Here is an 18062-nt window from a genome sequence, read left to right as displayed (position 1 = left end):
CCACAAAGAAGACCCTCGCTGCAAGCGGATGGCGATCATCATCTGCTTTGCAGCGAGGGTCTTGTCTTGTTTGTTGTGGTTAGTACCGGATGCTGACGCTGTGCGTCTCCGGCACGTACTCGACTTTAGCTCCGAGCACCTCCGACAGCAGCCGGACCGGAATCATCGTATGATCGTTCATCAGCTTGGCGGCCGTCCCGGTTACGTACTCCCGGCCGTTGACGGCATACGCGCCGCGAGTCGTGTAGAAGGTGATCGTTCGGTCCTTCTTCGTATAGATGGCCGCCTTCTGCGCGTCATCCCACGTGACCGCGGCGCCAAGGGCGGAAGCCAGATCGCGTACCCACAAGTAGGCAGAGCCGTCGACCACGGCCGGGGCCACATGCATATCAAACGTCACGCCGTCGAGCACGTACTTGTCTCCGTTCAGCGCGAAGGAAACCGTGTGCGCCGCGTCGCCTTGAAGCTCTGCCAGCTTCTTGTAAGCCGCGGCATCCTGGTGAAGCTTCTCCTTGCCTACAGTTGGAACGGGCTCCGTCCGGAAATCCCACTTCCGCTCGAAGGTGCTGACCGTCCCATTGCGGCTGGCGGATAGTTTCACATAAGCCGTATAGGCGGAATCCGGCTGCAGAGGCTTAACCGGCGTCAGAATCACTTCCTGCTTCAGATGGTTGTCGTTCTTCGGCGAATTGCGCAGCAGCTCGACCGGTTGACCGGCGGCGTCCGTCAGTTTGGCATCCAACAGCGTTACTTCCTCCAGGTCGGCGCCGGTCAACCGGGCCAGAATCGGATATCCGACCGGATACGAAGCGGTAGCGGTATGCATGCGGATCGGATCCGGGACTTCATTGCCTTCGAACGCAACCGGGACGTATTTGTCCCCGGGAGCAGGCGTGACCTGCAGCTCCATCTGGTTCTCGTCTTGAAAGCCGAATTCCAGTACGACGATCGGACCGGCGACCGCAACTCCGACCTCCTTGACGGTTGCGTACAAGAACGGAATGCGGTGATACGGGGCGTCGAACAGTCCGTCGACGGATTCGACAGGCGTCCCGTAGTTATAGGATACGTCCTCGGCTACTCCCTCGTAATAACCGGCATAGACGGCGCGTTCGCCCGGCGTGCTGCCGGTATACCCGGGCACCGACTTGCTTTGGTCATGCAGGGACACTTTGTTCGGGTCGATCTGGTTGACGTGCAGGTATTCGGCGTGCATCTTGGCGGCCATCGTTAAATGGCGGTTGATTTGCAAGGGCGGCAAGCCGTACAAGGTCCGATAATCGTTGACGGCTTTCACCAATTCCAGCTGCTTGTCCGAGTAGTCGGACGGAGGCTCATCGATGGCGAGCGGGGAAACTGTAAATGTCCATTGCTGCTCGATCGGCTCGTATCCCGTGAAATTGACGGAAACTTTGACGGTATGCTCGCCGACGGATAAGTTGCCGGCCGGCGTATAGCGGTAGGACATGGATTTCGGGTCGAACGTTCCTTGTACCTCTTGACCGTCCAGCTTCAGCGAAATGTCATGCAGCATCGTGACTTCGGTGTCCGTTATGGCAAACCCGACGGTCGGCTTCTTCAGACCAACGGTTCCTTTCGGATAGGCGATGTAATAGAACGTTTCCGCCTTGACCTGGGCCGGGGCGGGAACGACTGCGAATAAAGCGAGGGCGATACCAAAGACGAGCAGCAGCTTCAATGAACGTAACATCGGTTTCATGTGAACCTCCTGTGTGACTGGCTTCATATGTTGTTATCTATTCGCTTTTCTACGCAAAAACCCCTTTTATCTCCTCATAAATTAGGAATAAAGTCGGGGGTTGCCGGGGGATTCGGAGTTGGGAAGAAGAGTAGGCTTTTATTGCATTGACAAGGCTGGACGTCAAAAGGTATACTAAAAACAGCTAGATAGTTAGATATTTATCTAAATATTTAACTTTAAATTGCAAGAGAAGGTGTGCCGATGTCGATCAATCAAGCCTTTAAAGCGTTATCCGACCCGACTCGAAGGAAAATTCTCGACCTGCTGAAGGAAAAGGATTTGACGGCCGGCGAGATCGCCAATCAATTTCAGATGACGAAACCGAGCATCTCCCACCATCTGAGTTTATTGAAGCAAGCGGATCTGGTCCGGGACGAACGTGAAGGCCAGCATATTTACTACTCGCTGAACACGACGGTATTTCAAGATTTGTTGAAATGGGTGCTGCAATTCCAACAACTACCGGAAGGGAAGGATCATCATGAATAAACCATGGTTTATTTGGCTGCTTCTTGCGGCGTCTATTGTTGCCGGCATTGTTCTGTATCCGTCGAGGCCGGATCTCATGCCGATTCATTGGGGCGTTGACGGACAGCCGGACAACTATGCGCACAAGGCGGTTGCTTTGTTTCTCGTCCCTGGCATTTTGATCGTTGTCCACAGCTTGCTTACGTATTTGCCGAAATTGGATCCGAAGAAAGAAAACTACGGCAAATTCCAGTCTTCGGTGAATGTGATCCGGAATGTGATTATGATCGGGCTGCTGGTGCTGCATGCCTTTACAATTGCTTACGGATACGGATTCACCTTCAATATGAACTATGTTGCGCTGCCGTTTGCAGGAATTGTGTTCATCGTCCTGGGCAACTATATGCCGCGGTTCAAAACGAATTATTTCATGGGCGTCCGCACCCCCTGGACGCTTGCGAGCGAAGAGGTTTGGCGTAAAACCCACTATTTGAGCGGCAGAGTATTTGTGGCAGGCGGCGTACTTCTGCTGCTAAGCGTTTTCCTGCCAGACGCTGTGAAATTCGGTTTCTTCATCGGACTCATCGCTTTGACGACGATCGTCCCTTATCTCGGGTCCTATATGTATTACAGAAAGTCAAGAGGCTAGCAGATCTGCCGGCCTCGACCCGGGTTCATTGGCGGAAGGTGAAGCAGAGAAGCCCGCAAACCATCAGCGCCCGTCCGGCGGGTGCCCGCTAGTAAATGCGCGGCAGAAAGGCCATGCTCTCAAGTCGATCGGACTTGATGGGGCATGGCCTTTCTGCCGCTGCGATCAGCGTTCGGCGCCAGTGGTGGGGCACGCGCGGCCGGGTGTGTATTGACCTTATTCCACTATGGATTTATACTAAATCTAAATATAATCAGAGGGAATGAACGCTAATGACCAAGCTCAATTTAACGACGCAGCGTAAAGCGATCTATGATATATTGCAGCATAGCGACGATCACCCGACGGCGGCGGAGGTGATCGAACGGCTGCGTGACAAAGGCCATAACTTTGCTTACGGCACCGTATATAACTCCCTGCGCTATTTGTCCGATATGGGGTTGATTCGCGAGCTGAAGCTCGGGGAAGCAGCCAGCCGATATGACGCCCGGACCGACGATCATCATCATATCTTATGCAAGCGATGCGGCCGCGTCGATGAAGTGTTAGCCCAGACGCCTGCCGCCTGGGTTCAGGCGGTCGAGCAGGAAACGGCGTACTTGGTCGATCATTCGCACGTGGTGTTCGAAGGGGTGTGTCCGACATGCAGAAAATCGACAATTCATTCATAAAGCGGGCGTCGCTGGACATCGGGCATCCGGGGTTCAAATCACCGGGCCAAGCGGCAGAAAAGATGGGGCGACCCGTCGAAACAGCCATTGGCGCTTATTGCAGCGAAACGCAGCGGGTTGCGGTCATCAGTCTGTTCCCCGAGAGGCTGCGCGGACTGGTTGGCGAACTGACGGCGCGGTGCCTGGATGTGCTCGTCTTTCACCGCTTCGATCCGGCCGTCATGGACGGACTGCCGCTTGAGCTGGTCGTCATTGACGCCGCCGCGGCTGCGGAAGCGGGCGAGCTGGCCGAGCTGCAGGCGGCCGTCGCCGATACGCGCATCCGCGCGCGCTTCCTGTGGCTCGTGCAGGAGAATGCGCCGGCTGCGGATTTGGCCAATGCCGAAACGATCGTTTGGCCGATGCCGCTTTCCGATGCCGTACAGTGGGTGGAGGAGCTGCTGTCGGCGGCGCAAGCCGAAGCCGTGACGACGCCGGTTGCAACCGCTAATGGTAACAGCACCGTCTACACGTTTAAGGATTTGACCCTCGATCCGAAGAAGATGACGCTTTCCCGCGGCGGCAAGCGCGTCGAAGTCACGAAAACAGAGTTCGAGCTGCTGCTTCTGCTGATGCAGGAGGGCGGAGCCGTTCTCACCCGCGAGGAAATTATGGATCGCGTCTGGGGCAGTCAATATTTCGGCGGCAGCAACGTCGTCGACGTGCATGTCAAAAGCTTGCGTAAAAAGCTCGGCGATCCCGCCGCGGCTCCGATCTATATTGTCACCGTACGCGGTGTCGGCTACCGGTTGGCGGACGAGTAATCGTCCGCTAACGCTTGTTAGCAGGATCTTCATCCTATCTTCATGAAAACATCATCTTTCCTTCATGAACGGACGGGTATTCGATGGTATTATCAATTTATAGATTTAGACTGAGTCTAAATATAAAAGGAGGTTGGAACCATGAACACGCAACAACCTGGACTAACTTCGAATCAAGGCTCGCCTGCTGCAGATCACTGTAATTTCTACCGGGCCGATTCGGGATAAAGTGTGCCATTGGCCGACGAACGGGGTATCGATATCGGAAAGCCGTATGACACCGGGAGGGTAACAGCAATTGCGAATGGAAAGGCGGGATACCATGAACGTGACGATCGAAGAAGCGGTCGAGCGCTTGAAAGCATCCGGTATCCGGATGACGGCGCAGCGTGAACTCATCTTGGATTACCTGTATGCCAGGTTGTCCCATCCTTCGGCCGAGGAATTATATGAAGCCATTTATGCCGATTATCCTAGGGTCGTCAGCATTACGACGATTTACAAAAATATGCGGGTGCTGCGCGATTTGGGCTTATTGAAGGAGTTTTATGTACGTCAAACCGGAATCGCCCGTTACGACACGAACGTGCTTCCGCATCATCATCTGTATTGTGTCCGATGCGGAAGGGTGACGGATTATACGGGGGCGCTGTCCCTGCCGTCCATCGAGGTGAGTCCGGGGTTTCAGGCGCACAGTATTTTCCTGGAAGTAACGGGTACCTGTAAGGCATGTGCCGTCCTGCAGCGGCCGGAGCGAGGCATTGCGATCTAAGAAGCCGATTTGAAAAATAAGAGGAGGAATTTTAAATGAGAAACCAACTGACGGATATGATCAACAAACAAATTGCCAACTGGACGGTGCTGTATGTAAAGCTGCACAACTATCATTGGTATGTGAAGGGTCCGCAATTTTTTACGCTGCATACGAAGTTCGAGGAACTGTACACAGAAGCTGGGCTGCACGTCGACGCACTGGCCGAGCGGTTACTCGCCTTAGGGGGCAAGCCGGTCGCAACGATGACGGGGAGTCTGGAAATCGCATCGGTCCGGGAAGCCGCCGGAGAGGAATCGGCCGAACAGATGGTGGAGGTGATCGTGAACGATTTCAGCCTGATTATCGGCGAATTGAAGCTGGGCATGGAATACGCCGAATCGATTCAGGACGAGACGACGGGCGATTTGCTGCTCGGTATTCACTCGGCGCTTGAGAAGCACGTTTGGATGTTAAATTCGTTCTTGGGCAAATAAGCTTTACTGTTTGACGGGGGCGAGCCCCGCAGCCAGCCGTAAGCGAAGCCGATTTCATCGTGCTCCGCTTACGGCTTCTTCATTTCGTACCAGGTCCGATAGGCTTCGATGTTGTCCGGGGAATCGTCGGAGGCGTCGGACGTTCGGAAATAGCGGGCGAAGTAGGCGGCTTCCGCCGTCTCCGCGTTGCCGTCGCTGTTCACCGTGAAGTGAACGTAGGACACTTCCAGCTCCCACTTCACGGAACGGGCGGCTTCGTTGACGTGCTCGACAGTGGCGAAAGCTTTCACCCGCTCAAGCATCGCTTCGAGCACAGCCGGGTCCGGCAACCCTGCCGTGTCGGCCCGGATGGTCAGGTTGGGGCGCGTGAATGCAACGTGAACGCGCTGCACCGATGGACTCAGCTGCCGCAGATCTTGGCGCAGCTCCTTCACGGCAGGGGTAGACACGGAGTGTGTCACGCTGCACCCTCCGAGCATCGCTGACCCTAGGATAAGGAACAAGGCGCATAGGGCCTTCCATCGCATCGGCATCGTCTCCTTGTTCGAGCGTAGGTATGATCAATCATAACACATAGGGAGCCGGAAGCGGGGCAGAAGCGTTCCTTGGCTGCCCGAGGCCGAGGGGCCAGGGATCGCTCCGAACTGTCGTGCCGATCGTGATCCATGTCTTCTGCCCCTCCAGGTAACATTTAGCAGCTTGTTGACAATGATTTTTATTATCACTACTATTTTCTATGTACGCGGAAGGATGTGAATGCAGAATGTTGTACGACAGCACCCAACTGCACCAGCTTTTGTTCGAATATATGAGCACGGAAGAGTTGAAAATCCCATGCCGTTCGCAAGCGGATGTCTCGACAGGGGACGAATACGCCTTCGGCTTCGTACAGCAGGATAAGATTCGCGTCACGCTGCGCGCTCGCGGTCAGCGGCTTTCGGGCAACGTGCTCGGCGGCGATTTGTTCCTCATTCCTCCGGGCAGCGCATGCACGTTCGATAACTTGTCGGCCAATCATACGGCCGCTCTGGTCGTCATCCGCTTCCAATGCGTGCCGAAGAAGCTCCACGTCTTACCGGCTTCACCGCTGCCGATATTCGCGGAACGTCTGGAGCTGATCCGCTTCCGCATTCCTCAAGTTCGGAGCTGGATTCAAGATTTCATCGGAGACTCCGGCGACGACGCGGCTCATTATTATCAGCTGCAATCGCATCTGTACGGATTAGCCGCGGCCTACATGACGACAATTCAAAAGCCGAAACAGCCGGAGGCGGAGCTGCTGGATTACGTCGAGCAGACACGTCAGTATATGGTGGAGCGGTATAACAATCCTTTCGATATGGAGGAGATCGCGCGTTTGTCGGGGGTCGGATCGAGCCGGTTTTATCAGGCGTTCCGCCGCCATACAGGGCTGAGTCCGCACAAATACATGACGAAAATCAGGCTCGACATGTCCTTGTCGCTGCTCGCGGATTCCTCGCTGCCGATCCTTGATGTGGCGCATTCGGTCGGGTATCCGGACGAGTACTATTTCAGCCGGTTGTTCAAGAAGCATATGGGGATGTCTCCGACCGAATATGCGTTGTCGGCGAGAAGGAAGATCGCCTGTCTGGCGCCGATCTTCCTCGGAGATCTGTCCGTGCTCGGCATTACTCCCCATCTCGTTCTGGAACGCGGGTGGTGGGAAGCTCCGGAGGAGGGACTGCGCAAGGTAGCGGAGGAGGCGCCGGAGCTCATCTTCATCCCGCCGGTAACGGATGATGTGCATCGCGCCTTGTCCCGCATCGCTCCGGTCGTCATGCTCGACTGGAAGCGTTATTCCTGGAAAGAACGCCTGCTCGATATTAGCCGGGCGCTCGACATATCGACGGTAGCCGAGCGTTGGCTGTCCTATTTCGAAGTGAAGACGGAGAATGCGCGTTATCTGGTGCGCAAACGGCTCGGGGACGAGTCGGTGCTGCTTGTCAACGCTTCGGGTCTGGGGTTTCGCGTATTCGGCATGCAGATGCGGAAGATGAAAGATTTGTTCTACGACGATCTGCAGGTGACGCCACCGGCACTTGTCCGGAACATGAGCTTTCTCGATGTCGCTTCGGTGCAGGAGCTGTCCGAGCTTGACAGCGACCATGTGGTGTTCCTGGTCGATATTGCCGATTCGGAGGATCGCTGCGCGGAGCTGGAGCATCACTGGCGGAGCCTGAACCGGGACCGCCCGAAGAAAAACTGCTTCTTCATCCGCACCCGCCAACCGCTGATGAACAACGCCGCTGTGCACGAGAGCCTCGTCGACCAAATGGTAAGCCACTTGGTGCAGTATACCTGACCCGGCGATTGCCAGAAACGCAACATAATTCGTGACTCCAGGCAGAAAAACCAAAAGTGCGAACGCATAAGTTTTATACGGCAGGACCGTCCGACGCTTCGGGCGGTTTTTTTGTTCGACAAAAAGTGATCATTATTTACAATATTAGTTCGTATGTGCTATGCTGAGCTAAGAGTTTATATGGAAATTAGTTCTAACAACCTATGTAAAGGCAAACTTATTGAAAGATAAGGACGCAAAGCCACAGGTCTAATGCGGAAGCTATGACGGCTGGGCTGCCATCGAGGCTAGATCGCGACAAACTACCTGATATTTGGCTGAGGTAGTTTCTTTTTTGAAGGTCGAGTAACGAGGAGCAGCGGTAAGGAACTTCAACGGCGGCGCATCGGACAAACCAATCGACTTTGATGAAAAGGGAAGTGAGCTTGATGAGATTTATCCCGATTACCGAATACAACGAACAAGCCATGATGCTGGCTCAGCCCGTATACGACAACAAGCGGCGCATGCTGCTTGCGGCCAACAACACCATTCATCCGAGGTATCTGGAGAAGCTGATCCAGGTCGGCATCAAGCAATTGATCATTGAGGACGCCGAGTCCAAGGGGATCACCTTGGAAGAAATGATGGACATGCCCACCTGGATGGATGTCATCGACAACGTGCAGGAGGCTTATGCCGCCGTCAAGGCGAAAAAAGCTTTTCCCATCCGAAATGTGCTGACAGGCGTCAGCCGTCTGATCAGAGAAGTTCAAAGCCGGCCGGTCGTCATCCCGGTGCCTTCGAGAACGCTTGCGGAAGAGCTGAAGCCTTACGCTCATGCCGTCAACGTGGCTTTGCTGGCGCTCCAGGTCGGCAAGGCGCTCGGTTACAACGACCTGATGCTTCGCGATTTGGCGGTAGGCTGTTTGCTTCACGATATCGGCAAAGTGACGGCGCAACAAGAGACGGGGCATCCCGAGGCCGGCTTCAACCTGATCCGCGGCATTCGCGAATTCAGTCTGCTGTCGGCGCATATTGCGTATCAACATCATGAAACCCTCGACGGCCATGGATACCCGCGCGGCATCTCCGGGGCAACCTTTCACGAGTATGCGCAAATTTGCGGCGTGTGCAATCTGTACGAGAACCTGATCTCGGTGCAGGATGCGGCTCCTCACGATGCGATGGAACGCATCATGGCTACGAGCAGCATCAACTATAACGCGGATGTGGTCAAGGCTTTCGTAAGAGCCGTTCCCTCGTACCCGCCAGGAACGAAAATTCGGATGCAAACCGGCGATAACGCGATCGTGACGAAAATCACCGATCATATGCAGCGGCCGGTCGTTCGCTACCTGACGACGGGACAAGAAGTTTCATTAGCCGACAACCCTACGCTCATGATTGCCGGCTGCTGTTGATCGGCAGTTCATTTTAATTTCGAAGGAGCAGACAACGGATGGCTAACATTATGATCGTGGATGACGCAGCTTTCATGCGCATGATGCTGAAGCAGATGATAACCGAGTTCGGGCACCAGGTGGTGGCCGAAGCGCAGAACGGCATAGAAGCCATTGCGGCTTATGAGAAGTTTCGCCCGGATCTGGTGACGATGGATATTACAATGCCCGATATGGACGGGATCGAAGCCGTTAAGAACATTAAGAGCATAGACGCTGGCGCCAAAATCATCATGTGCTCGGCAATGGGGCAGCAAGGGATGGTTCTGCAGGCCATTCAAGCAGGGGCGAGGGATTTTATCGTGAAGCCGTTTCAGAAAGATCGGGTAGGCGAAGCGATCTCCAAAATTTTGGGCTAGCGCATCGCCGGCCAGAACAAGGGATTTGATTTTCATAACGGAAAAAAGCAGCCTCCCTTCGGGAACGACGGCTGCTTTTTTGTTTTACGGCTGCGCCTGGCTAACGGCTTAGCCTTGCGCTTCGGAGACGATTTGCTCCATCACCTTGATCATTTGCTCAGCGGGATAAGCGCCGGAGAGCGCGTACTTGTTATCGAACACGAAGAAGGGAACGCCGGTAACGCCGATGCGAGCCGCTTCTTCCTGATCGGCGTTCACCCGCTCGGCCCCTTCGCCTTGCTCCAGGCGGCTGCGCAGCGTTTCGGGGGCATGTCCCTGGGCTGCGGCGATAGCCAGCAGCACCTCCAGCTGCGCGATATCCTGGCCATCCTCGAAGTAGGCCTTCATGATCCCGTCTACGAGCGCAGCTTGCCGATCCTCCGGCAGCAGCGCGACGAGCCGATGCGCCAGCAGCGTGCTGGGCATCCGGGTCACCCGATCGAAGCGGAAGGTGACGCCCACCGCCGCGCCCGCTTGCGTGACGCGCTCCGTCACCTGCGCTACCCCGGCGGGACCGCCCATCTTTTTGCCCATCGCGTCGTGGAAGGGAAGTCCTTCGGGCGGCAGCGACGGATCAAGCTGGAACGAGCGGACGCGAATTGTCGCTTCCTTGCCGCCGGACCATGCGGCCAAAGCATCCTTTAAGTTTTGCTTGCCGATCCGGCACCAAGGGCACACCATATCGGAGTAGACGTCTATTTGCATAAAGCAGCACCTCCACTTTAATTTCATAAGTAACTCTAGTATGGGACATTTAGGGGCGGATGGCAATATAAGATTAGAATCAGGGACAAGCAGAAGCACGTTCGTGCGTTTTGTGTTTCGACCGTGAGTATGGCATGCTAGGGAGTAGCATTTACCCACCCGCGCCCGCGCACAGTCTGCTGCCGATTGCCGGACAGACGGCACGCCTTGTTCATATATCGTTCACGCCGCACTGGTACACTGGAAGCATCGGGCGAACTAAGAGCGCCGCACCATTCAGCACCCGATCTGAAGGAGGAATTTCCTTTATATGACACAAGAAACCTCTCCATCGACAGCCGGCTGGAAACCGTTCGTCCGGCTTATTCTACAGACGAAGCCGTCCAAGACGCTGCTCGCGCTGGCGCTTTCGCTCAATCTCGTCACGACGCTCTCGGGACTCGTGATTCCCCTGCTGACGAAGCATGTAGTCGATAACTTCTCGCTCGCGAACCTGAATGCCGTGCAAATGGCCGGCATCGGTCTCGCTTTCATCGCGCAGGCGGTTACAGCCGGCATTTCCACGTATTTGCTCAGCCGGATCGGCCAGCAAATCGTCTCCAATCTGCGGCACCGATTGTGGCAGAAGCTGCTCAAGCTGCCTGTTTCCTACTACGACGAACACCAGACGGGCGAAACGATCAGCCGCATGACCAACGACACCGGGGTATTGAAGGGGCTGATCACCGAGCACTCGGCCAACTTTTTCACGGGCATCATCTCCATTGTCGGCTCGCTCGTGATGCTGTTCTATCTGGATTGGAAAATGACGCTGCTCCTGCTCATCGCGATTCCGCTCGCTTCCGCCGTCCTGGTGCCGCTGGGCCGGCAAATGTACAAAATTTCCAAAGGTCTGCAGGATGAGACGGCCGATTTCACGTCCGTACTGACCCGCGTGCTGTCGGAAATTCGCTTGGTGAAAGCTTCTAACGCGGAAACGCGGGAGTTTGAGAACGGGAGCAGCGGCATATTGAAGCTGCTCCGTTACGGCATCCGCGAAGGTAAGGTGCAGGCCGGGATCGCGCCGGTCATGTCCTTTGTCATGATGCTGATGTTCGTGCTGATCATCGGTTACGGCGGCCTTCGGGTATCGTCCGGCGCGCTGACGGCGGGAGCGCTGGTGGCCTTCCTGCTGTATTTGTTCCAAATCGTGCTGCCTACGACGCAGATTACGCAGTTTTTCACACAGTTCCAGAAGGCGAAAGGGGCGACCGAACGCATCATCGAGACGCTTGAGGCGGAAGAGGAGTCCGTCTTGGGGCTTCCGCTTGAAAGAGCCGACCTGCCGATCGTGCTGGAAGGCGTGTCATTCGCTTACAAGGGCGGCGAAGCTGTGCTTAAACAGGTGACGTTCACGGCGGAGCCAGGCAAGGTTACAGCCATCGTAGGTCCGAGCGGGAGCGGCAAGACGACGCTGTTCTCGCTGCTGGAGCGATTCTACAGCCCGACTGGGGGGACGATTAAGCTGGGCGAGGTTCCGATCGATCGGTACGCGCTGCCTTCGTGGCGCAGCCGGATCGGGTACGTCTCGCAAGAGAGTCCGCTTGTGGAGGGAACGATTCGCGAGAATATAAGCTACGGGCTGGATCGGGAAGTGACGCCGGCGGAGCTCGACCGGGCAGCGCAGATGGCGTATGCCGACGAGTTTATCGGCCAGCTGCCCGGCGGCTACGAGACGGAGGTCGGGGAGCGCGGCCTCAAGCTGTCGGGGGGCCAGCGCCAGCGTATCGCGATCGCTCGCGCGCTGCTGCGCGACCCGCAAATTTTGATGCTCGACGAAGCGACGTCGAGCCTCGACAGCAAGTCGGAGATCGTGGTGCAGCAGGCGTTGCACAATTTGATGCGGGGCCGAACGACGCTCGTGATCGCGCATCGGCTGTCTACGGTCATTGACGCCGATCGAATCGTTTTTGTCGAGAAGGGGACGGTCACCGGCGTCGGGACGCACGACGAGCTGTTCGCCTCGCACCCGCTGTACCGCGAATTCGCTTCGCAGCAGCTGCGTTTGCAGGACCGGCCGAGCTGAGCGGGTGCCCGGGAAGGGAGTCTGGCGCATGCTGAAGGCGGGTCCGGACCGCCCATGGCAGTCGCTGCCGCATGCGGCTTCGCCTGCAGCGCGGAGAAGCTCTGATTCACGCGGCAGAGCAGTCGCTCCGTGCGCGGCATTCGTGCCAAGCCTGTATTCGGGGCGGCGAACGGCGGTTTACGGCAGGCGTACTCTCATAAGCCGGAAGACCGCCTGGACCGATTGATCCGGCGGCTGACCCTGACGTGACGCCCTGTCCGGGCAACATCCCGCCTCTTTGATTCGGCGCGAATTTCGGCTATATTGTAAAGTAGTACAAGCAGAAGGTGGTCGTGTAACGGGCATGGAGTGGACGCAAGCGATATCCGCGCTGACATGGGAAGATATTCAGGGGTGGTTGAAGCAGTACGAGGCGCTCGGTCCGATTCCGGGCATCCTGGCGCCGCTTGTCGAGTCGTTTTTCCCGGTGCTGCCGCTCGTCGCGATCTTGATTGCCAATGTCAACGCTTACGGATTGGGCGAAGGGGTGCTGCTTTCGTGGATTGGGGTTGTAGGCGGAGCGTCCTGTGTATTTGCTGTCGTGCGGACGTTCGGAGGCCGGCTGCGCGGGCTGTTGGAACGGAAGCTGCCGAGAACGGGCCAGTTGATTCATTGGCTGGAGAAGCACGGCTTTTCCTCGGTGTTCTTGCTTGCCTGTTTCCCGTTTACGCCGTCGGCTGTCGTCACCGTCGTGTCGGCGTTATCGCGGATGCCGTTCCATACGTTCTTCACGGCGACCGCCTTAGGTAAAGGGGTCATGATTTTTCTGGTTTCGCTGGCGGGCAACGACTTGGCCGACGTTCTTAAGCAGCCTTGGAAAATCGCGCTTATTTTGGGCGTGTTCGGTCTCATGTGGCTGCTTGGCAAAAAAGTCGAGTCTAAATATATGAAATGAGCAAGCGCCCTCTTCCGTCGGCCGATCGGTCAGGAGGAGGGCGTTTCGTTATCGCGAGCCGGCGCGGGGGAGACGAGGGCCGGGTGTGCGTCTGGATCGCCGCCTTCAGGCTTCCGCCTTACGCCGGGTAAGAAAGGAAAAGAGGTGGCAAGGGGAATGCCGGTCATTCGGATGGAATTGTTTATCGAAGCCCCACCGGAGCTTTGCTTCGATTTGGCCCGCAGCATCGACGTTCATATGCTGTCTATGTCGGGGTCGCAAGAACGGGCAATCGGCGGGAGGACGAGCGGTTTGATCGAGCTCGGCGAAACCGTGACGTGGGAGGCCGTCCACTTCGGCGTGCGTCAGCAATTGACGGCTAAGATTACAGAGATGGACAAGCCGCACCGGTTCGTCGACGAGATGGTGAAGGGGGCGTTTGCGCGATTTTACCACGAGCATACGTTTATGCCCGAGGCAGAGGGGACGCGGATGACGGATACGTTCGACTATACGTCGCCTTGCGGCCCGCTCGGTTGGTTGGCGGACGCATGGTTTCTGGAGCGGTACATGCGCCGCTTATTAGCAGAGCGCAATGCCGTCGTGAAGCGGCTGGCGGAGGAGCAGGTCGTGGCGACAGAGAAAATTCATAGCGACATGAAGCGTTCTTCAAAGCGTCCCTTTTGACAAGGAAGTCCCTACCTGGCGTAAACGGCGGGTCGGGGCTTTTTTGCGGAGCGGAGTTTATGGTACCCTAGGACGTACAGACTTGCGGTCGGGCAGTCATGGAAGGGCGGATGAACATATCATGTGGAGAAACCGGAACGTATGGATCGTGCTCACAGGGGAATTTATCGCAGGACTCGGCTTATGGATGTCGATTATTGCCAATCTCGAGTTTATGCAGCAGCGGGTGCCTTCGGATTTTGTGAAATCGTTGATCTTGATTGCAGGGCTGCTGGCGGGCGTCGCGTTCGGCCCTCTGGCCGGTCGGGTGATCGATACCGTCTCGAAGAAACGGGTGCTGCTGTACGCAAGTGCAGGCCGCATGCTCAGCGTCTGCTTCATGTTCATCGCCCTGCAGCAGGATTCGATCGGCTGGATGGTCGTGTTCTTCGTGTCGCTGCAGGCCTCGGCGGCGTTTTATTTCCCCGCGCTGCAGTCCGTTATTCCGCTGATCGTGACGGATCGGGATCTGCTGGCGCTGAACGGCGTGCATATGAATGCCGGCACACTGGCGCGTATTCTGGGCACGACACTGGCAGGACTTCTGCTGTCGGTCATGTCGTTGTATGGACTGTACATGCTGGCGATGGCCGCATATGCGCTGCTGCTCGTCTCTACCTTCTTCCTGCAGGTGCGCGAGCGGGACACGCCGGCAGCGGCGGAGTACGGGATTCCGGCGGGTCCAGGGAAGCGGGAGGCTGAAGCCATGGACGAACGGGCGGAAGGTCCGGCCGAGCGCGGTTTTAAAGCGATCGTACCGCTGCTGCGCACGCAGCCGACGGTCTTGACGGTGCTGCTGCTGACGATCATCCCGACGGTGTTTATCGGCGGCTTCAACCTGATGGTCATCAATATCAGCGAGCTGCAGCACGATCCCGGGGTCAAAAGCTGGCTGTACGCCGTTGAAGGCACCAGCATCATTCTCACCGGCTTTCTGGTGAAACGCTTCGCCCGGAAAGGTTCGCTTCTTAGCCGGTTGTTCCTGTTCGCGCTGTTCGTCGCCGGAGCCGAGCTGCTGCTTGTATTCGCGCATGTGAAGCTGTGGTCGCTGCTCGCTTTCGGTGTATTCGGCTTCGCGGTGGGCGGCTTCTTTCCTGCGGCTGCGACGTTGTTTCAACGGGACGTCCCCCAAGCGTACCACGGCCGCTTCTTCTCGTTCCGCAGTATGCTCGACCGCGTCATGTTTCAAGCCGTGCTGCTCAGCACCGGCCTGCTGCTCGACACGATCGGGCTGCGGCAGATGGTGCTGTGGTACGGCGTGCTGTCGCTGGCTTTAGCCGGATGGCTGGCGGTTCGCGAAGCGAACCGCATGCGCCGGCGGCGGCCCGGAGATGCGGGCGTCTCCTGAGAAGGACGGCGCAGCGGGCCGTGTCTCGGCTGCGTCGGGACGGCACCGCTTGCAAGGGCGAAAGCCCATGCCCGCCGCTTTCTTGCGACGCGTGCGGTGTACTGCCGTTGACTCACCAAAAAAACCAGCGCCGATTCCCGAGGAACGGCGCTGGTTTTTTTGGTGATTTGCAAGTTTTCCTTACCCGGAAGCACGGCTTACTGCGCAGCCGGCTGCCATTCTTCCTTCGCAGGCCCATAAACGCCTGGCACCTTCAAGCCGGCTTGACGCATCAGGACGGTCATCTGCGCGCGGTGATGCACCTCGTGGTTGACGAGAATGTGCAGCGTCACCCCGTTCGGCCACGGTTCGCCGTACAGATTGACCTGCTCCTGCAGCGAGGCGTCTGTCCATTGCCCGAGCACCGCTTCAAGCAGCGCTTGGCTCGCCCGCTCGTAAGCGTCGGCGATCGCCTGGGCGGACGAAGGCTGGGGCGTGTGTTCGTCCGGTGATTCGAACTTCAGGCCGGTTCTCGACATCATCTCCTGGAGCGTCGTCACGATGTGCCAGGCGAGTTCACCGAGCTTGCGGTGTCCCGGAGCTACTTCCTGTGCAAGCGAGGCGTCCGTCAGCGCACGGAATATTTTCAAGGTTGAGGCGCTCTCGTGCTTCCATTCTTGTTCAAAGGCGGAAATGCTCTGAATAAACATGCAATCCACTCTCCCGTTTCATGGAATGATTGGTGAAGATCCCTGCTTGTTTACCTTCCATAAGAACGCCCGGAACCCTTTCGCAGAAAGGGGAACAACGCATTAAGTTTTGTTAAAAATTATTTGCCCTTCACATCGAAGGAACTTTTCAGCGAGACGATCCGGTTGAACACGAGCTTGTTTGCGTCCGAGTGCTTCGAATCGACATTGAAGTAACCGTGGCGGAAAAATTGAAACTTGTCATGGGCCTTCGCATCCTTCATGTTGTCTTCCACGAATCCGTGCACCGTCTCCAGCGAGTTCGGGTTCAGGTTGCTTAGGAAGTCGTCGCTTTCCCCGGCCGTTGCATCGGAAATAAGCGGCTCGTACAGGCGGAATTCGGCCGGGCGCGCTTGCGTGGCCTCGACCCAATGAATCGTGCCCTTCACTTTGCGGCCGGTAAAGCCGCTGCCGCTTTTCGTTGCCGGATCGTACGTACAGCGCAGCTCGATCACATGGCCCGCCGCATCCTTCACGACTTCCTCGCATTTGATGAAATAAGCGTGCTTCAGGCGCACTTCATTTCCCGGGAACAGGCGATGGTAGCCTTTCACCGGTTCCTCCATAAAATCGTCCTGCTCGATATAAATTTCACGCGAGAACGGAATATGGCGAACGCCCATCGCTTCGTTCTCCGAGTTAATTTCCGCCTCCAGCATTTCCGTCTGCCCTTCCGGGTAGTTGGTGATGACCACCTTCAGCGGGTTCAGCACAGCCATGGTACGGGGAGCCTTCAGCTTCAAGTCCTCGCGGATGAAATGCTCGAGCATCTTCTCGTCAACGGTGCTGTTGCTCTTCACGACGCCGATCTCGCGGCAAAATTCGCGAATCGCTTCCGGCGTGTATCCTTTGCGGCGCAAGCCGGAGATCGTCGGCATCCGGGGATCGTCCCAGCCGTCCACAACCTTCTCGTCGACGAGGAGCTTCAGCTTTCTTTTGCTCATGACCGTATTCGTAATGTTCAGGCGGCCGAACTCGTATTGCTGCGGGACGCACTCCATTTCGCATTCACGGATGACCCAATCGTATAAAGGCCGGTGGTCGGCAAACTCAAGCGTACAGATGGAATGTGTGACGCCTTCGATCGCATCCTCCAGCGGGTGAGCATAATCGTACATCGGATAAATGCACCACTTGTCGCCGGTATTATGATGCTGCGCATGGGAGATGCGGTACAGCACCGGGTCGCGCATATTGATGTTCGGGGAGGACATATCGATCTTGGCGCGCAGCACCTTCTGGCCGTTCGGGAACTCCCCGCTGCGCATCCGCTGGAACAGGTCGAGGTTTTCTTCCACGCTGCGGTTGCGGAACGGACTTTCTTGGCCGGGCTCGGTCAGCGTTCCGCGCGTTTCCCGGATTTGATCCGCCGTCAGATCGCAGACATAGGCTTTGCCCTTCTTGATGAGCAGTACCGCCCGGTCGTACATTTCCTCGAAAAAGTCGGAAGCAAAAAACAGCTTCTCCCAATCAAAGCCGAGCCATTTCACATCTTCCTTGATCGATTCGACATACTCGGTGTCTTCCTTCAACGGGTTCGTATCGTCAAAACGCAAATGCGTCCGACCGCCGAATTCGTCGGCCAGCTCGAAGTTCAAACAGATCGACTTGGCGTGACCGATATGCAGGTAGCCGTTAGGCTCCGGCGGGAAGCGGGTGACGACTTCGCTGACTTTCCCCGTTTTCAGGTCGTCGGCCACAATTTGTTTAATGAAATTAGTGGATGAAGCAGATGCCGGTTTCGTAGTCTCCACGGTGGTATCAACCTTTCTCTGAAAAAATGCCAAAACTATTACTACTTATAATACACAAA

At 56.5% G+C, this 18062-nt stretch carries 18 protein-coding genes and 1 riboswitch; of the genes, 13 read left to right on the top strand and 5 right to left on the bottom strand.

Features of this window, described 5'->3' with window-relative positions; translation table 11 throughout:
- Window positions 1–79 precede the first annotated feature (79 nt).
- A complete protein-coding gene (locus PVA01S_RS03255) occupies window positions 80–1720 on the bottom strand; it encodes a stalk domain-containing protein (protein ID WP_054798513.1) in 1641 nt (546 codons plus the stop codon).
- Between the two features lie 249 nt (window positions 1721–1969).
- On the opposite strand from PVA01S_RS03255, the gene PVA01S_RS03250 reads away from it, so the two are divergent.
- The 6 genes from PVA01S_RS03250 to PVA01S_RS03225 all read left to right on the top strand — a co-directional run bounded on the left by PVA01S_RS03250 (window position 1970) and on the right by PVA01S_RS03225 (window position 5601).
- Window positions 1970–2251 carry an autorepressor SdpR family transcription factor gene (locus PVA01S_RS03250; RefSeq protein WP_174817556.1) on the top strand — a complete coding sequence of 94 codons (282 nt, stop codon included), beginning with the start codon at window positions 1970–1972 and terminating at the stop codon, window positions 2249–2251.
- A complete protein-coding gene (locus tag PVA01S_RS03245; RefSeq protein WP_054798515.1) occupies window positions 2244–2879 on the top strand; it encodes an SdpI family protein in 636 nt (211 codons plus the stop codon). The genes PVA01S_RS03250 and PVA01S_RS03245 overlap by 8 nt, the downstream gene beginning before the upstream one ends.
- A 272-nt stretch (window positions 2880–3151) precedes the next feature.
- On the top strand, window positions 3152–3550 hold the full coding sequence (locus PVA01S_RS03240) for a Fur family transcriptional regulator (RefSeq protein ID WP_054798516.1): 399 nt from the start codon (window positions 3152–3154) through the stop codon (window positions 3548–3550).
- Window positions 3523–4353 (top strand): winged helix-turn-helix domain-containing protein, encoded by an 831-nt coding sequence (locus PVA01S_RS03235; RefSeq protein WP_127605144.1) that lies wholly within the window; start codon window positions 3523–3525, stop codon window positions 4351–4353. Before PVA01S_RS03240 ends, PVA01S_RS03235 begins: the two co-directional genes overlap by 28 nt.
- A 322-nt stretch (window positions 4354–4675) precedes the next feature.
- The gene (locus PVA01S_RS03230) at window positions 4676–5125 is read left to right on the top strand and encodes a Fur family transcriptional regulator (RefSeq protein WP_164751723.1); all 450 of its coding nucleotides are present in this window, start codon (window positions 4676–4678) and stop codon (window positions 5123–5125) included.
- A gap of 35 nt (window positions 5126–5160) precedes the next feature.
- Window positions 5161–5601, top strand: a complete 441-nt coding sequence (locus tag PVA01S_RS03225; protein ID WP_127605140.1) for a Dps family protein — start codon at window positions 5161–5163, stop codon at window positions 5599–5601.
- Window positions 5602–5669: 68 nt separating this feature from the next.
- Here PVA01S_RS03225 and PVA01S_RS03220 read toward each other — a convergent pair whose 3' ends face one another.
- Window positions 5670–6062, bottom strand: a complete 393-nt coding sequence (locus tag PVA01S_RS03220; RefSeq protein WP_127605138.1) for a hypothetical protein — start codon at window positions 6060–6062, stop codon at window positions 5670–5672.
- 302 nt (window positions 6063–6364) lie between these two features.
- Between PVA01S_RS03220 and PVA01S_RS03215 the strand changes: the two genes are divergently transcribed.
- The 3 genes from PVA01S_RS03215 to PVA01S_RS03205 all read left to right on the top strand — a co-directional run bounded on the left by PVA01S_RS03215 (window position 6365) and on the right by PVA01S_RS03205 (window position 9725).
- Window positions 6365–7924: an AraC family transcriptional regulator gene (locus tag PVA01S_RS03215; protein ID WP_164751722.1), complete on the top strand. Its 1560-nt coding sequence runs from the start codon at window positions 6365–6367 to the stop codon at window positions 7922–7924.
- Window positions 7925–8124: 200 nt separating this feature from the next.
- Window positions 8125–8207: riboswitch (cyclic di-GMP riboswitch) on the top strand.
- A gap of 145 nt (window positions 8208–8352) precedes the next feature.
- Window positions 8353–9327, top strand: coding sequence for an HD-GYP domain-containing protein (locus PVA01S_RS03210; RefSeq protein WP_127605134.1), 975 nt, complete (start codon window positions 8353–8355; stop codon window positions 9325–9327).
- A gap of 38 nt (window positions 9328–9365) precedes the next feature.
- Window positions 9366–9725, top strand: coding sequence for a response regulator (locus PVA01S_RS03205; RefSeq protein ID WP_054798312.1), 360 nt, complete (start codon window positions 9366–9368; stop codon window positions 9723–9725).
- A gap of 108 nt (window positions 9726–9833) precedes the next feature.
- Here PVA01S_RS03205 and PVA01S_RS03200 read toward each other — a convergent pair whose 3' ends face one another.
- Entirely contained in the window at window positions 9834–10469 is a 636-nt protein-coding gene (locus PVA01S_RS03200) for a DsbA family oxidoreductase (RefSeq protein ID WP_054798311.1), read from the bottom strand.
- A 310-nt stretch (window positions 10470–10779) separates the two neighbouring features.
- Between PVA01S_RS03200 and PVA01S_RS03195 the strand changes: the two genes are divergently transcribed.
- The 4 genes from PVA01S_RS03195 to PVA01S_RS03180 all read left to right on the top strand — a co-directional run bounded on the left by PVA01S_RS03195 (window position 10780) and on the right by PVA01S_RS03180 (window position 15521).
- Entirely contained in the window at window positions 10780–12534 is a 1755-nt protein-coding gene (locus PVA01S_RS03195; protein ID WP_127605132.1) for an ABC transporter ATP-binding protein, read from the top strand.
- A gap of 343 nt (window positions 12535–12877) precedes the next feature.
- Window positions 12878–13468: a TVP38/TMEM64 family protein gene (locus tag PVA01S_RS03190; RefSeq protein WP_127605130.1), complete on the top strand. Its 591-nt coding sequence runs from the start codon at window positions 12878–12880 to the stop codon at window positions 13466–13468.
- A gap of 156 nt (window positions 13469–13624) precedes the next feature.
- Entirely contained in the window at window positions 13625–14134 is a 510-nt protein-coding gene (locus PVA01S_RS03185) for an SRPBCC family protein (protein ID WP_127605128.1), read from the top strand.
- A gap of 121 nt (window positions 14135–14255) precedes the next feature.
- A complete protein-coding gene (locus PVA01S_RS03180; protein ID WP_127605126.1) occupies window positions 14256–15521 on the top strand; it encodes an MFS transporter in 1266 nt (421 codons plus the stop codon).
- 197 nt (window positions 15522–15718) lie between these two features.
- Here PVA01S_RS03180 and PVA01S_RS03170 read toward each other — a convergent pair whose 3' ends face one another.
- Window positions 15719–16210 (bottom strand): DinB family protein, encoded by a 492-nt coding sequence (locus tag PVA01S_RS03170; RefSeq protein WP_127605122.1) that lies wholly within the window; start codon window positions 16208–16210, stop codon window positions 15719–15721.
- A 119-nt stretch (window positions 16211–16329) separates the two neighbouring features.
- Window positions 16330–18003, bottom strand: a complete 1674-nt coding sequence (locus PVA01S_RS03165) for a glutamine--tRNA ligase/YqeY domain fusion protein (RefSeq protein ID WP_127605120.1) — start codon at window positions 18001–18003, stop codon at window positions 16330–16332.
- Between the last annotated feature and the right edge of the window lie 59 nt (window positions 18004–18062).

It is taken from the genome of Paenibacillus validus NBRC 15382 (assembly GCF_004000985.1).
Taxonomy (GTDB): Bacteria; Bacillota; Bacilli; order Paenibacillales; family NBRC-103111; genus Paenibacillus_G; species Paenibacillus_G validus.
Note: the sequence above shows the minus strand (reverse complement) of the source record. Positions and strands in the feature narration are given on the sequence as shown.